The sequence below is a fragment of the Pseudomonas imrae genome (assembly GCF_046352735.2).
Classification (GTDB): Bacteria; Pseudomonadota; Gammaproteobacteria; order Pseudomonadales; family Pseudomonadaceae; genus Aquipseudomonas; species Aquipseudomonas imrae.
Genome location: NZ_CP110853.2, coordinates 5,190,734 through 5,204,711 on the forward strand (window position 1 = coordinate 5,190,734; position 13,978 = coordinate 5,204,711).

12 protein-coding genes are annotated in these 13,978 nt (G+C 58.4%); 4 read left to right on the plus strand and 8 right to left on the minus strand.

What is annotated here, in order from left to right:
* Positions 1-8 precede the first annotated feature (8 nt).
* Entirely contained in the window at positions 9-2,021 is a 2,013-nt protein-coding gene (locus OQ460_RS23745) for an acyltransferase family protein (RefSeq protein WP_410019705.1), read from the plus strand.
* Here the strand turns inward: OQ460_RS23745 and OQ460_RS23750 are convergent.
* Positions 2,011-2,418: a flagellar basal body-associated protein FliL gene (locus tag OQ460_RS23750; RefSeq protein ID WP_410019706.1), complete on the minus strand. Its 408-nt coding sequence runs from the start codon at positions 2,416-2,418 to the stop codon at positions 2,011-2,013. The genes OQ460_RS23745 and OQ460_RS23750 overlap by 11 nt on opposite strands.
* Positions 2,419-2,568: 150 nt before the next feature.
* Between OQ460_RS23750 and OQ460_RS23755 the strand changes: the two genes are divergently transcribed.
* Positions 2,569-3,546, plus strand: a complete 978-nt coding sequence (locus tag OQ460_RS23755) for an NADPH:quinone oxidoreductase family protein (protein ID WP_410019707.1) — start codon at positions 2,569-2,571, stop codon at positions 3,544-3,546.
* A 233-nt stretch (positions 3,547-3,779) separates the two neighbouring features.
* On the plus strand, positions 3,780-5,117 hold the full coding sequence (gene glpT, locus OQ460_RS23760) for a glycerol-3-phosphate transporter (protein WP_410019708.1): 1,338 nt from the start codon (positions 3,780-3,782) through the stop codon (positions 5,115-5,117).
* Here glpT and OQ460_RS23765 read toward each other — a convergent pair.
* On the minus strand, positions 5,114-5,764 hold the full coding sequence (locus OQ460_RS23765; protein ID WP_410019709.1) for a gamma-glutamylcyclotransferase: 651 nt from the start codon (positions 5,762-5,764) through the stop codon (positions 5,114-5,116). The genes glpT and OQ460_RS23765 overlap by 4 nt on opposite strands.
* A 230-nt stretch (positions 5,765-5,994) precedes the next feature.
* Here OQ460_RS23765 and OQ460_RS23770 point away from each other — a divergent pair, with 230 nt between their 5' ends.
* Positions 5,995-6,468, plus strand: coding sequence for a sn-glycerol-3-phosphate transporter (locus tag OQ460_RS23770; RefSeq protein WP_410019710.1), 474 nt, complete (start codon positions 5,995-5,997; stop codon positions 6,466-6,468).
* Positions 6,469-6,482: 14 nt separating this feature from the next.
* Here the strand turns inward: OQ460_RS23770 and OQ460_RS23775 are convergent, their stop codons facing one another.
* The 6 genes from OQ460_RS23775 to OQ460_RS23800 form a co-directional block, all read right to left on the minus strand.
* Complete coding sequence (locus OQ460_RS23775; RefSeq protein WP_410019711.1) at positions 6,483-7,451, minus strand: CDP-6-deoxy-delta-3,4-glucoseen reductase; 969 nt, start codon at positions 7,449-7,451, stop codon at positions 6,483-6,485.
* The gene (gene ubiD, locus OQ460_RS23780; RefSeq protein WP_410019712.1) at positions 7,451-8,917 is read right to left on the minus strand and encodes a 4-hydroxy-3-polyprenylbenzoate decarboxylase; all 1,467 of its coding nucleotides are present in this window, start codon (positions 8,915-8,917) and stop codon (positions 7,451-7,453) included. Before ubiD ends, OQ460_RS23775 begins: the two co-directional genes overlap by 1 nt.
* A 90-nt stretch (positions 8,918-9,007) precedes the next feature.
* Positions 9,008-10,990: an acyltransferase family protein gene (locus OQ460_RS23785; RefSeq protein WP_410019713.1), complete on the minus strand. Its 1,983-nt coding sequence runs from the start codon at positions 10,988-10,990 to the stop codon at positions 9,008-9,010.
* A 158-nt stretch (positions 10,991-11,148) separates the two neighbouring features.
* The gene (gene rho / locus OQ460_RS23790) at positions 11,149-12,408 is read right to left on the minus strand and encodes a transcription termination factor Rho (protein ID WP_003176825.1); all 1,260 of its coding nucleotides are present in this window, start codon (positions 12,406-12,408) and stop codon (positions 11,149-11,151) included.
* 234 nt (positions 12,409-12,642) lie between these two features.
* Entirely contained in the window at positions 12,643-12,972 is a 330-nt protein-coding gene (gene trxA, locus OQ460_RS23795; RefSeq protein WP_410019714.1) for a thioredoxin TrxA, read from the minus strand.
* A 120-nt stretch (positions 12,973-13,092) separates the two neighbouring features.
* Entirely contained in the window at positions 13,093-13,794 is a 702-nt protein-coding gene (locus OQ460_RS23800; protein ID WP_410019715.1) for a FadR/GntR family transcriptional regulator, read from the minus strand.
* Between the last annotated feature and the right edge of the window lie 184 nt (positions 13,795-13,978).

The window sequence follows — 13,978 nt, forward strand, 5'->3', positions numbered from 1 at the left end:
CAGGCCCCGTGCATCGAACAAACTCTGCCTACGTTCCAGCGATCGATGGTTTGCGCGCCATCGCCGTTATCAGCGTGATCATTTTTCATTTCGACATTCTGGGAATGCTGCCCGGCGGCTTCACCGGGGTCGACATGTTCTTCGTGATTTCCGGGTATGTGATCAGCCAGTCCCTGAGCGCGCGCAGCGATTTGGGTTTGGGTGCCTATCTGGCAGACTTTTATCGCCGCCGCTTGCTGCGTATTTTGCCTGCACTGCTGGTTGTCTTGTGTGTCAGCTTCATTGTCTCGGCGATGTTCATGCCGCAGTTCTGGCTCAGCGAGCTGATCAATCGCACCGGACTGGCCGCGTTCTTTGGCTTGAGCAACATCGTGCTGGCCTGGAACACCGACACTTACTTTTCTCCAGGTGCCGAACTCAATCCGTACCTGCATACCTGGTCATTGGGCGTCGAAGAACAGTTCTACATTATCTTTCCGGCCATTTACTTTCTGTGGCTTCGCTACCGTCAGCACAGCCTGATGGTACGGGCCGTTCTGCCGCTGCTGGCATTCGCATCGCTGGTGATCAGCGCCTGGCAAACCTACGCCGAGCCGCTTTCGGCGTTCTACCTGCTCCCAAGTCGATTCTGGGAACTGGCCGCTGGCGCGCTGTTGTTCCAGCTCATTGGTACCCGACACTTTTCAGCGGCCTGGAAACGCATCGGGCCCTTGATGCTGGCAAGCGGCTTTACGCTGGTACTGGCAGGTTTTCTATTCGCCCAACGCACTCAATTCCCCTTCCCTTGGGCGTTGGCAACAGTTCTCGGTACGCTGCTGCTGATCGCGGCGCTGGTACTGCAAGACAATTCACCACCGCTCGCGCAACGCTTGTTGCAGTCGGGGTTGGCAACCTACGTGGGCCGGCTGTCCTATTCTCTTTACCTCTGGCATTGGCCTGTCGCTGTGTTCCTGCGCTGGACCACGGGGTTGGAGTTGCTTGCTGTACAGTTGATCTACCCTTTCCTGGTTTTTGCCCTCGCCGCCGCGTCCTACCACTGGATAGAAACGCCTGTGCGCATGGGCAGAACGGCACTGCAGCGCCGGGCCTGGGTTGCGTGCTTCTGCGGATTTGGTGCCATCGGGCTGCTCTGGTGGGGAGCGACGTGGGTCTCCAATAACCCCGAGCGCCTTTCGCTCAGCCAGACAAGCGACACCTATACCTGGTATGCCTACAAGCATTATCCCAGGGAGGAAATCGAGCCCATCGAGGATCCACGACTGGAGGGGCGCCAGCTCTTTGTCGTTGGCGATTCCCATACCGCGGCCTACCGTACCCTGCTGAAAATCGTCTCGATCAAACTGGGTGTCACCATCGTGGAGTATGAGCGCGGGGGCTGCGGGGTCGTCAGTCTCATCGCCGCCGACCCCGCTCGATGCGCCGAGGCCAGGGAAACCGACCTGCGGGACATTGAAGCGCGGGCCAAACCGGGAGATATCGTGTTTCTCGCCTCGCTGCGGATGCCGGAACTTGCCGGTCGCAACTGGAACAGCGGCGCCGATGCCGCATTCAGCGAGGCAATGGCTGAGCTCAGTGCCGAAAATATCCAGGCTGCCCGGACATCCGCACAAGCCGTTCTGGGGAGGCTGAAGGCCATCGGAGCACAGGTTCTGATTGATGCACCAAAACCTATATTCAAGGCGCCAGCCAATCGTTGCTCGGACTGGTTCAACCGGATGAACCCGGTGTGTGCGCCAGGCTTGCGCATCGAGCGTGCGCAGCTTGAGCGACTGCGCGCTGCACAGATGAGCCTTTTGGACGAGTTGTCGCGTGAACATCCGGACCTTAACGTTTGGGACCCAATGCCACTGCTCTGCCCCGGTCCGGTCTGCTCGGCCTACGACAGCAGTGGTGCGCCACTGTTTTTTGACTCAAACCATCTCAGCGGCCACGGCAACCGTGTCCTGGAACCCTCACTGACCCAAACACTGCTGACGATCTGGCGCAACACGCCCGCACCGCGACAGACCACTACTGAATGATCAGGTTATTGAACAACAGGTCTTCAACCACCGGCTTTCCCGTCTCGTCATTCATCACTTGCTGGGTCTGCTTCAAGGCTTCTTGACGCAGCCTTTCCTTGCCTTCGACACTGCTCATGGTCTCGGCAGTCTGCTGGGTAAACAGCGCTACCAATTGATTCCGAATCAACGGGTCATTGGCCTTGACCGCTTTGGCAGCCTCCTCACCTGTCACCCGAAGGGCGACATCAGCTTTGTAGACCCGCAGTTTAGGGCCTCCATCCAGGGCATAGTTGCCAACGAAGGGCGGAGTCAGGCTGATGTAGCTGACCTTCGGCGCCTCGCCTTCCTTGGTTTCTTCGGCATGGGCTGCCATCGGCAGCGTCAGGGCCAGCATCAACAGGATCCGCGCTTTCACAATTCATTCCTCTATATCAGTTGCTCAGTAGCATAACGCTAGCAAAGCTGGGCACAAGCTTATGGCGACTTATCAGGCCAGGCCATGCTCGTTGACCCGCTTACTTACCCACCTACACTTATCGGCCAATACGCCAAAAGGAAGAGTCCGATGAAAGCTGTGCTGTGCAAAGCCTTCGGCCCCGCCGAAACCCTGGTACTGGAAGAGGTCGCCGGCCCGGAACTCAAGAAAAACGAAATCCTGCTGGAGGTACATGCCGCCGGGGTGAATTTTCCGGACACGCTGATTATCGAAGGCAAGTACCAGTTCAAGCCCCCTTTCCCGTTTTCGCCAGGCGGCGAAGCGGCAGGCGTGATCAGCAAGGTAGGGGAAAAGGTCGACCACCTGAAGATCGGTGACCGGGTCATGGCGCTGACCGGCTGGGGCAGTTTTGCCGAACAAGTCGCGGTGCCGGGCTATAACGTCCTGCCGATCCCGCCAAGCATGGATTTTAACACCGCAGCCGCTTTCAGCATGACCTATGGCACATCCATGCATGCCCTCAAGCAACGTGCTCATCTGGCTCCTGGAGAAACGTTGCTGGTATTGGGTGCATCCGGTGGCGTGGGCCTTGCCGCCGTGGAAATCGGCAAGGCCATGGGAGCCCGGGTAATCGCAGCGGCCAGCAGCAACGAAAAACTCGTCGTGGCCAACGCAGCGGGTGCCGATGAGCTGATCAACTACAGCGAGGCCAGCCTCAAGGATGAAATCAAGCGACTGACCGACGGCAAAGGTGTCGATGTGATCTACGACCCGGTGGGTGGTGATCTGTTTGACCAGGCCATTCGCTCCATTGCCTGGAACGGCCGCCTGCTGGTGGTCGGGTTTGCCAGCGGGCGTATTCCGCAATTGCCGGTGAACCTGGCGCTGCTTAAAGGTGCGGCAGTGGTCGGGGTGTTCTGGGGTTCGTTTGCCCAACGTCAGCCGCAGGACAATGCGGCGAATTTCTCGCAGCTATTCAGTTGGTATACCGAGGGCAAACTCAAGCCGCTGGTTTCCCAGGTGTACCCGCTTGAGAACGCCGCCCAGGCGATCAATGACCTGGGGCAGCGCAAGGCCGTAGGCAAGGTCGTCGTACAAGTGCGCTAAATAATTCGAAATGCAGTCAATGTGGGAGCGGGCAAGCCCGCTCCCACTTTTTTTGATCTTCGGTGTTATCAAAGGCTCATTACGACCAGGACTTGTCTATTAGCGACATGTTCAAAAAAGAACATCCAATGGTTCAAATTTCCTGCGCTCCCAGATAAGAGGCGATGCTATTTTCGGTAACGAAACTGTAACATTCGCATCCGCAGTCAAAACAAGAAATTTGGAGCTCTTGAATGTTTGCTTTCTTTCGTCCTGCCGCACACCAGGCTGCCTTGCCTGAAGAAAAAATAGACAGTACCTACCGACGCCTGCGCTGGCAGATCTTCGCGGGTATTTTCATCGGTTACGCTGGCTACTACCTGCTGCGCAAAAACTTCTCCCTGGCCATGCCATACCTGATCGACGAGGGCTACACCCGCGGTCAGCTGGGCCTGGCAATGTCAGCGATCGCGATTTCCTACGGGCTGTCCAAGTTCCTCATGGGCCTGGTGTCCGACCGCTCCAATCCACGTTATTTCCTGCCCTTTGGCTTACTGGTGTCCGCCGGGGTGATGTTCATTTTCGGTTTCGCACCTTGGGCCACCTCCAGCGTGACCATGATGTTCATTTTGTTGTTCATCAACGGCTGGGCGCAAGGCATGGGCTGGCCGCCAAGTGGACGCACCATGGTTCACTGGTGGTCGCAGAAAGAGCGCGGCGGCGTGGTGTCGGTATGGAACGTGGCGCATAACGTCGGCGGCGGCTTGATCGGCCCGCTGTTTCTGCTGGGCATGGCCCTGTTCAACGACTGGCACGCGGCATTCTACGTTCCGGCCACCGTGGCCCTGCTAGTGGCCGCCTTTGCCTTCATCACCATGCGCGACACCCCGCAATCGGTGGGCCTGCCGCCCATCGAGCAATACAAGAATGACTACCCGCAAGGCTACGACGCCAGCCACGAAGAAGAATTCAGCGCCAAGGAAATTTTCGTCAAGTACGTGCTGCGCAACAAAATGCTCTGGTACATCGCCCTTGCGAACGTCTTCGTTTACCTGCTGCGCTACGGCGTACTGGACTGGGCGCCGACCTACCTCAAGGAAGCCAAGCATTTCACCGTCGACAAATCGTCCTGGGCGTACTTCTTCTACGAGTGGGCAGGCATTCCAGGCACATTGCTGTGCGGCTGGATGTCAGACAAGATTTTCCGTGGCAACCGCGGCCTGACCGGCATTGTGTTCATGGCCCTGGTGACGGTTGCGACCCTGGTTTACTGGCTTAACCCGCCCGGCAATCCGGTGGTCGACATGATCGCGCTGGTCTCGATCGGCTTTTTGATCTACGGCCCGGTGATGCTCATCGGCCTGCAAGCGCTGGAACTGGCACCGAAAAAAGCCGCAGGTACAGCGGCTGGCTTTACCGGCCTGTTCGGCTACCTCGGTGGGTCGGTCGCGGCCAGTGCGGCCATGGGCTATACCGTGGACCATTTCGGCTGGGATGGCGGCTTTGTGCTATTGATCGGCGCGTGCCTGTTGGCGATTGCGTTCCTGATCCCAACCCTGTGGCACACCAATGCCGTCAGCGCCTCCCGCTAATCGGCTGCACCACTGAAACACCGCTTGAGCCGCGCCTCCAGATTCTTGTCTGGCATGGCGTGGCTGCGCAGGGCGTTTACGGTCTGCTCGACATAATCGCGCGTAGTACCGTAACGCCCGCAAGCGCTCGCGAACACCTGGTTCAGCACGCTATCCGGCAAATTGCCAGCATAGCTGGGCAGGTGTCGCTCCAGAACAAATCCCAACGCTTGTACCTGGCTGCCATCTTCAAGACGGCAACTGAGCCAGTGCGGACGGTATGAGGGATAAGGCATTTCGCGTTGCCACAAAGCGTAAAGCGAAGCTTCCAGTTGCTCTTCCGGCAGGCGGTAAGCAAAGCCGCTGCATGAGCCGCCGCGATCCAGGCCAAATACCAATCCAGGCAACTCCGGCGTTCCTCTGTGCTCGTGAGACCATAGGTACAGGCCCCGATGATAACCATGGACTCGCCCGCGCACGCGCTCTGTAGCCGAGCACTCGGGACGCCAGATCAATGAACCGTATGCAAATAGCCAAACCGGCCCGCCTTTGTGCAGACCCATGGTGGCCTGCATGGAGCTCATCAACTGTGCGTGAGTCAGCTGCGGCCCCAGATCGAGCTGCGGAGGGTAAACCCTGTTCAAACATTCGGATTCAATGGCGGTCATGGCGAATGACGTTCGACTCCCGTTGTATTACCAGATGCAAGCGACTGTACCGCAACACAGTGCAGCTCTGTAACCGTACGGTGGAAAAGTGCACAAGCGATGCGCTTATCAGGAATGACCGCGCAAATCCCGATGCCTTCAGCGCCCGTTCAGCCTATGCGGGTCTGGAGCCGTCAAAATAGGCGGATGTCACGACCCACTTAGCCGTAACCGACTATCGAGGTCGCACCATGAAATACCGTCTTTCAGGCCTGCTGCTATTGGCGCAGGCCGCCACTGCCTTGGCAGCCGACCCCGTCACGGTCGACAAAAGCTTCTGGTACGCCCAGACCAGCGCGTACACCCGGCACTTTGCCCCAGACCCTGAACACAATAATCATCAAGACCTGATCGGCCTGGAACGCAATGAAGCATCGGGGCGGGTGTATGGCGGCGCCACGTTTCGCAACTCGTTCCGCCAGCGTTCGTATTACGCTTATGCCGGCAAACGTTTCGACATGAGTGCCTACCCGGTATACCTGAAGCTGACCGGCGGGGCGATCCAGGGTTATCGCGGCAAGTACCGCGACAAGATCCCCCTGAACCGTTATGGCGTCGCGCCGGTGATCATTCCGTCAGTCGGGACTTACTATGGCCCGGTGGCCGCGGAGCTGGTGTTATTGGGATTCAATGCTGCAATGGTGACGACCGGCGCGCGGTTCTGATAAACCGCACCCCATCAAGGCCTTGGCGCGTAGGCGAATACATCGGCACGCATCTGGTGCGCGTCCATCCCGGCATTCACCAGCGCATCCAGAGTACCGTAGATCATCGCCGGAGAACCGCTGGCATAGACGTGCAGGTTCTTGAGGTCGCCGATGTCTTCGCACACAGCTTCGTGCAATAGGCCACAGCGCCCTTCCCAACCGCAAAGATCGCTGACCACTTTGTGCAGGAACAGGTTGGGTAATTGCTGCCACTGCTCCCAATGCTCGATCTGGTAGAAGTCTTCCGGGCGACGCACACCCCAGTACAGGTGGACGGGATGCTTGAAACCACTAGCCCGGCAATGCTCGATCAGGCTATGCATCTGCGCCATGCCGGTGCCGGCTGCGATCAACACCAACGGCCCGTCGGGCAGCTCGGCCAAGTGCGTATCGCCAAACGGCAACTCGACCCGGGCCATCTGGTTGCGTTGCAGCTGTTCGATCAAGTTGCGGGCACTGTCTTCGCGCGCCAGGACGTGCAGTTCCAGTTCACGCCCGGTATGGGGCGCCGAGGCCAGGGAGAATGCGGATTTCTCGCCATTGTCGCGCTCGATCATCAAGTATTGGCCAGCGTGGTAGCGCACAGCCTTACCAGCTGGCGCACGCAAGCGAACACGCCAGACATCGCCGCCGATGTCGATGCACTCGCTCAACTGACACGCGAGTGCGCGCATCGGCAACTCCCCCGGCGCCAGCACGCTATCCCACAGGACGATGCAATCTTCCAGCGGCTCGGCAATGCAGGTATAGAACTCGCCATGATCACGCACCTCACCGGACTGCTCTACCCGGCCCTCCACCAGCAGGGCCGCACACACGTGGCACACGCCATTGCGACAGGCCTGTGGGCATTCGTAACCCAGGCGCCGTGCGCCATCGAGAATCCGCTCACCGGGCTGCAAGTCGAGTACCGCACCGGAAGGCTGCAGGGTTACACGCATCAATCTATTCCTAATTCATTCCAGAGCGCATCGATTCGGGCAGTCACCGCTTCATCCTTGACGATCACCCGACCCCACTCCCGCGTAGTTTCACCCGGCCATTTATGAGTGGCGTCCAGGCCCATCTTCGACCCCAGCCCCGATACCGGCGAGGCGAAATCGAGGTAGTCGATCGGCGTGTTGTCGATCATCACCGTATCGCGCTTGGGGTCCATGCGCGTGGTGATGGCCCAGATCACGTCGTTCCAGTCCCGGGCATTGATATCGTCGTCAGTGACAATAACGAACTTGGTGTACATGAACTGTCGCAAAAACGACCAGACACCCAGCATGACGCGCTTGGCGTGGCCCGGATACGACTTCTTCATGGTCACGATGGCCATGCGGTACGAGCAGCCTTCGGGTGGCAGGTAGAAGTCGGTGATCTCCGGGAACTGCTTCTGCAGGATCGGCACGAACACCTCATTGAGCGCCACACCGAGGATCGCCGGCTCATCTGGCGGACGACCGGTGTAGGTACTGTGGTAGATCGGCTTGATGCGGTGGGTGATGCGCTCGACAGTGAACACCGGGAAGCTGTCGACTTCGTTGTAGTAGCCGGTGTGATCGCCGTAGGGACCTTCGTCAGCCATCTCGCCCGGATGAATCACACCTTCAAGGATGATTTCAGCGGTGGCCGGCACCTGCAGGTCGTTGCCACGGCATTTCACCAACTCGGTACGGTTACCGCGCAACAGACCGGCAAAGGCGTATTCGGAAAGGCTGTCGGGCACCGGCGTGACCGCGCCAAGGATAGTAGCCGGGTCTGCACCCAGTGCCACAGAGACAGGAAAGGGGGTGCCAGGATGCTTTTCGCACCACTCGCGGTAATCCAGCGCGCCGCCACGGTGGCTCAACCAACGCATAATGACCTTGTTGCGGCCAATCACTTGCTGGCGATAGATGCCGAGGTTCTGGCGCTCCTTATTCGGCCCCTTGGTAACGGTCAGGCCCCATGTAATCAGCGGGCCGACGTCGCCGGGCCAGCAGGTCTGCACCGGAAGCATTGCCAGGTCGACGTCATCGCCTTCGATGACCACTTCCTGACACACCGCGTCCTTGACCACTTTGGGGGCCATGGCAATGATCTTGCGGAAGATCGGCAGCTTCGACCAGGCGTCTTTCAGGCCCTTGGGTGGCTCGGGCTCCTTGAGGAAGGCAAGCAACTTGCCGATCTCGCGCAACTCGCTGACCGACTCGGCCCCCATGCCAAAGGCGACACGTTCGGGGGTCCCGAACAGGTTGCCCAGCACTGGGATATCAAAGCCTGTAGGTTTTTCGAACAGCAGCGCCGGGCCCTTGTTGCGCAAGGTACGGTCGCAAATCTCAGTCATTTCCAGGACCGGCGAAATCGGCACCTGGATACGTTTCAACTCTCCGCGCTGCTCAAGTTGCTGCACGAAATCCCGAAGATCCTTGAATTTCATTAACCATGCCACCCGTAAAATAGGCGTACATCCTACCTGCTCTGAGGGCGGCTGGCAGCTTATCGCGGTGCAATTGAGCACCACACAGACTTAATTGGCCGTCAGCCCCCGCGATTGCAACGACTGGAACAAGGGCTCCAGGAACTGCTCGATGTGCAGCGCACCGATGTCAGAGATGTGGTTATCGTCGGTGTACAACGCACGGCCATTGAGTTCGACCCGGCACAACCCATCGGAATCGCATAGCTGGGGGGCAGGATCCAACACGTTGACTCCGGGATCGGCGCTGGCGATCTCGTTGAACAGCTGGCTGATGAATTGCTGGCGCTTGAGGTGATGTGCGAACAGCAAGCCCTGGCCCTCCACGGGTCGATGCAACATCGCCAGCCGGCTCAGCCGGTACGGCACAATGAACTCCTGCAGGGGCACCTCTTTGACCAGCCACACCCGATGGCCGGCAGCACGCAGCCCGGCAATACGCTGGCGCAACCCTTCAGCGAATCGGCGCTCGGCGGTGGCCCGCACGTAAAGACCCGTAGCGGGGTCCTTGATAGCGTGCTCGGTGTCGCCGGACATCTGTCCATAGAGATACAGGCTCCAGCGCGCAACCAGCGCCACGTCGCTGAACGACTGTTGAGCCAGGGCTTTTTCCACGCGCTGGTTGAATTGCGCACAGCGGGGAATATTCTCCAGGCCATCAATCGGCACACAACCGGCAAAGCTGCCCTGAACCAGACTGATATCGTGCTCTTTGGCGCCCTTCTCCAACGCCGGGATCAACGCTGTCGCGTGGCTATCACCCCATACCAGCGCAGACACGGAGCTACTTTTAGGGCCAAAGTGGCAAAACAACCGGTCATCGGGCGTGTCTTTTTCGGCCAGGCAGGCCAGCAATTCCGGGCTCCACTCCTTAGCCTGGGCATAACGCAGGGCCTGCTCGGGCAATCGCCAAGGCAAACCATCCGTCCAGCGCAAGGCTTGGCCAGCCAGGCCAATACAAAGGATACCGAGCCCCGCAGCGGCCAATATCGCTTTGCGCCCCGGCAGCAGACGTTTCTCGCGGAACGGGCTTTCCACCAGCCACCAGGACAAGTAACCCAGCACCAGCGTCAGCAGCATCAACCCGGCCAGCTCCCACGGCCCAAGGGCCTCAACACTGGCGTAGGTGCCAAACACGAACACCGGCCAATGCCACAGGTACCAGGAATAGGATATCAACCCCAGGCCTACCAAGACCCGGGTGCTCAGCAAGCGCCCCATCCATGTCTGCTGATGCCCGTTGGCCCAGATCAAACCAACCACGCCCAGCACCGGCAACAATGCGGCGACACCAGGGAATGGCGTTTTAGGATCAAAACCGAACACGGCCACCAGGATCAGCCCCATGGACGCCAGGCTGACCCCTTGGGCCAGCGCAGGCGAAGCACGCCACTCGCTCCGGGGCATGACCGCCAGCATAGCGCCAGCCAGTAACTCCCAGGCCCGCATCGGCAGCAGGAAAAAAGCTTTTTCCGGATGATTGGCCACGGCCCAGACACTGAGGCCGAACGATACCAGCAACACCCCGAACAGCGCCGTGCGCCAATATTTAAGGCGGGCGGACAACACGGTCAGCAGCAACGGGAAGAAAATATAAAACTGCTCTTCTACCGCCAGCGACCATGTATGCAGCAACGGCTTGAGGTCCGAAGCCACATCAAAGTATCCATCCTGGCGCATAAACAGCAGGTTGGAGGTGAACAGCACCTGGTAACGAGCCGAGCGGCCCAGTTCCTCATAGTCCTTGGGCGCCAGCAGAAACCAGCCCACCGCCAGCGTGGCCGCGATCATCACAAACAGCGCAGGCAGGATACGGCGAGCACGACGCGCCCAGAAATCCACAAAGCTGAAGCGCTTGGCCTGACGCTCGCGCCAGATGATGGAGGTAATCAGGAAGCCGGAGATCACGAAAAACACGTCGACGCCGACAAAGCCACCAGTAAAACCGGGAACCCCAAAATGGAACAGGACTACAGCGATCACAGCAACTGCGCGCAGGCCGTCGATATCCCTTCGATAAGCAAGTGTGGTCATAAATCTTATTGTCTGTAGGAGCGGGAAGTAGGCAAGCGTAGCCGGGGGCCTACCTTAACGTATCTGAACTGACAAGTTCAGCTGGAAAACCTCCCATTTCCGACACAAAAAAAATGGCGCCTCTCGCGGGGCGCCATTTTTCGACCTATAAAGCGGTGTTACTTGCGCTTCATCGACAAGAAGAACTCGTCGTTGGTTTTGGTGGTTTTCAGCTTGTCGATCAGGAACTCGATGGCGGCTACTTCATCCATCGGGTGCAACAGTTTGCGCAGGATCCACATACGCTGCAGTTCGTCGTCGGCAGTCAGCAACTCTTCGCGGCGAGTGCCGGAACGGTTGATATTGATGGCCGGGAACACACGCTTTTCAGCGATACGACGGTCCAAAGGCAGCTCCATGTTACCGGTACCCTTGAACTCTTCGTAGATCACTTCATCCATCTTCGAGCCGGTTTCAACCAGCGCGGTAGCAATGATGGTCAGCGAGCCGCCCTCTTCGATGTTGCGCGCAGCACCAAAGAAACGTTTCGGTTTCTCCAGGGCGTGAGCATCGACACCACCGGTCAAGACCTTGCCGGAGCTCGGGATCACGGTGTTGTAGGCACGAGCCAGACGCGTGATGGAGTCCAGCAGGATCACCACGTCTTTCTTGTGCTCGACCAGACGCTTGGCCTTTTCGATGACCATTTCGGCAACCTGCACGTGGCGGGTTGGCGGCTCATCGAATGTCGAGGCAACCACTTCGCCGCGCACGGTGCGCTGCATTTCGGTCACTTCTTCCGGACGCTCATCGATCAGCAGCACGATCAGATGAACTTCAGGGTTATTGCGGGCAATGTTGGCTGCGATGTTCTGCAGCATGATGGTCTTGCCGGCTTTCGGCGGAGCGACGATCAGGCCACGCTGGCCCTTGCCGATCGGGGCGCACAGGTCGATTACACGACCGGTCAAGTCTTCAGTGGAGCCGTTACCGGCCTCCATCTTCATGCGCACGGTCGGGAACAACGGCGTCAGGTTCTCGAAGAGAATCTTGTTTTTCGCGTTCTCGGGACGATCGAAGTTGATCGTGTCGACCTTGAGCAGGGCGAAATAACGCTCGCCTTCCTTTGGCGGTCGGATCTTGCCAACGATGGTGTCACCGGTGCGCAAGTTGAAGCGACGGATCTGGCTCGGCGAGACGTAGATATCGTCTGGGCCCGCGAGATAGGAGGCGTCTGCAGAGCGGAGGAAGCCGAAGCCGTCCTGGAGAATCTCCAGCACGCCATCACCGGAGATTTCCTCGCCGCTTTTCGCGTGCTTTTTGAGCAGGGAGAAAATCACGTCCTGCTTGCGCGAACGGGCCATATTTTCTATGCCCATTTCTTCGGCCAGTTGGAGCAGGTCGGTAATCGGCTTTTGCTTGAGTTCAGTCAGATTCATATAGGAATGACGTAATCATTTATGGAGGGGGGAAATTAAGCTTTTGGCTTAATGAGGCCGCGCCGCAGAGAAGGCGACAGGATCGCGTACTAATCGAAAAGGAATGCGTCGGCGACGGCTTGCAGGGGGCAGTGGAGAAACCAGTGCGGGGCCGAATGTACCACTTGGTTTTCAGAGCGTCTAGCCCTGTTTCACGAAAAAGCCCCGCGATTCGCGAGGCTTTTTTGGCGACGCTTAGATGTTGGCGTCGAGAAATGCAGCCAGTTGCGACTTCGACAGCGCCCCGACCTTGGTCGCTTCGACATTGCCGTCCTTGAACAGCATCAGGGTCGGAATACCACGCACGCCATGCTTGGCCGGGGTTTCCTGGTTTTCGTCGATGTTCAGCTTGGCAATGGTCAATTTGCCTTCGTAAGTGGTAGCAATCTCGTCCAGGACCGGAGCGATCATTTTGCAAGGACCACACCACTCAGCCCAGTAGTCCACCAGCACCGGGCCTTCAGCCTTGAGGACTTCGGCATCAAAGTTCGCGTCGGTGACGTGCTTGATAAGTTCGTTGCTCATGGATGTCTCCGGGTTGTAAGCAAAAAAAACGTTGCCCATCATAGCCGCCCTTCCCACGTTCAGGAAGCCGCAGCTGATTGACTCTTGCTATCGCGCTCCATGTGTTTGGTTATGACTCGGTCAGGACGTCGCCGGCGTGACAAAAGCGATACCGGTGCGCAAGGCGGCATTACGTACGTGCTCCTGCATGGCTTTCTGTGCCGCGGCACTGGCGCGACGTGCAAGGGTGCGAAGGATCTTGCGATGCTCATGCCATGTTTCCATAGCCCGTTCCGGCCGGATGAACGGTAGCTTCTGACTCTCCAGGAACACCTCGGCACTGGCACTGAGAATGTTCAGCATCGCCTGATTGCCGCTCGCCAACAAAATACGCTGATGAAAAGCAAAGTCCAGCCGGGCGGCGCCTTCAAAATCACCCGCCTTGAGCTCCCGACGCATCGCGTCGACATTGTCTTCGAGCTCATCCAGGTCATCCGTGGTCAACATCACTGCCGCCAACCCTGCCGCAAAGCCTTCCAGCGCATAGCGCAACTGGAAAATATCCAGCGGCGAAGCCTGCGCGGTAAATGGCCATATCAGGCCCGCGGCCCCCACCGCTGGCGGCTCCTGCACAAACACCCCTTTGCCCGGTTGCACATTGACCAGCCCCAACGCACTCAGGGACGACAACGCCTCACGCAAAGAGGCGCGACTCACCCCCAACTGCAATGCCAGGTCACGTTGCGAAGGCAGCACATCGCCTGGGCCGAAGCCCTGGTCCTTGATCAGTTTGCGGATGGCTTGCAGCGCCGCTTCCGGTACGGCTTGGGCAATGGAATTCATAGAAAACTCATGGTTCCAGTCAACGGTGCGGCTAGTTGTAAAGCTATTCGCACACGCCGGCAAGTCACGCCCCAAAGGGGCTCGCAAGGTTTTGCCAACGCTCGAAAAGAGTGCGGAAAGGGCAACGACTGTTCAGACCAGTAAGACCGCCACAACTCAACAAAAATCGGCCTCGCAAGCAATT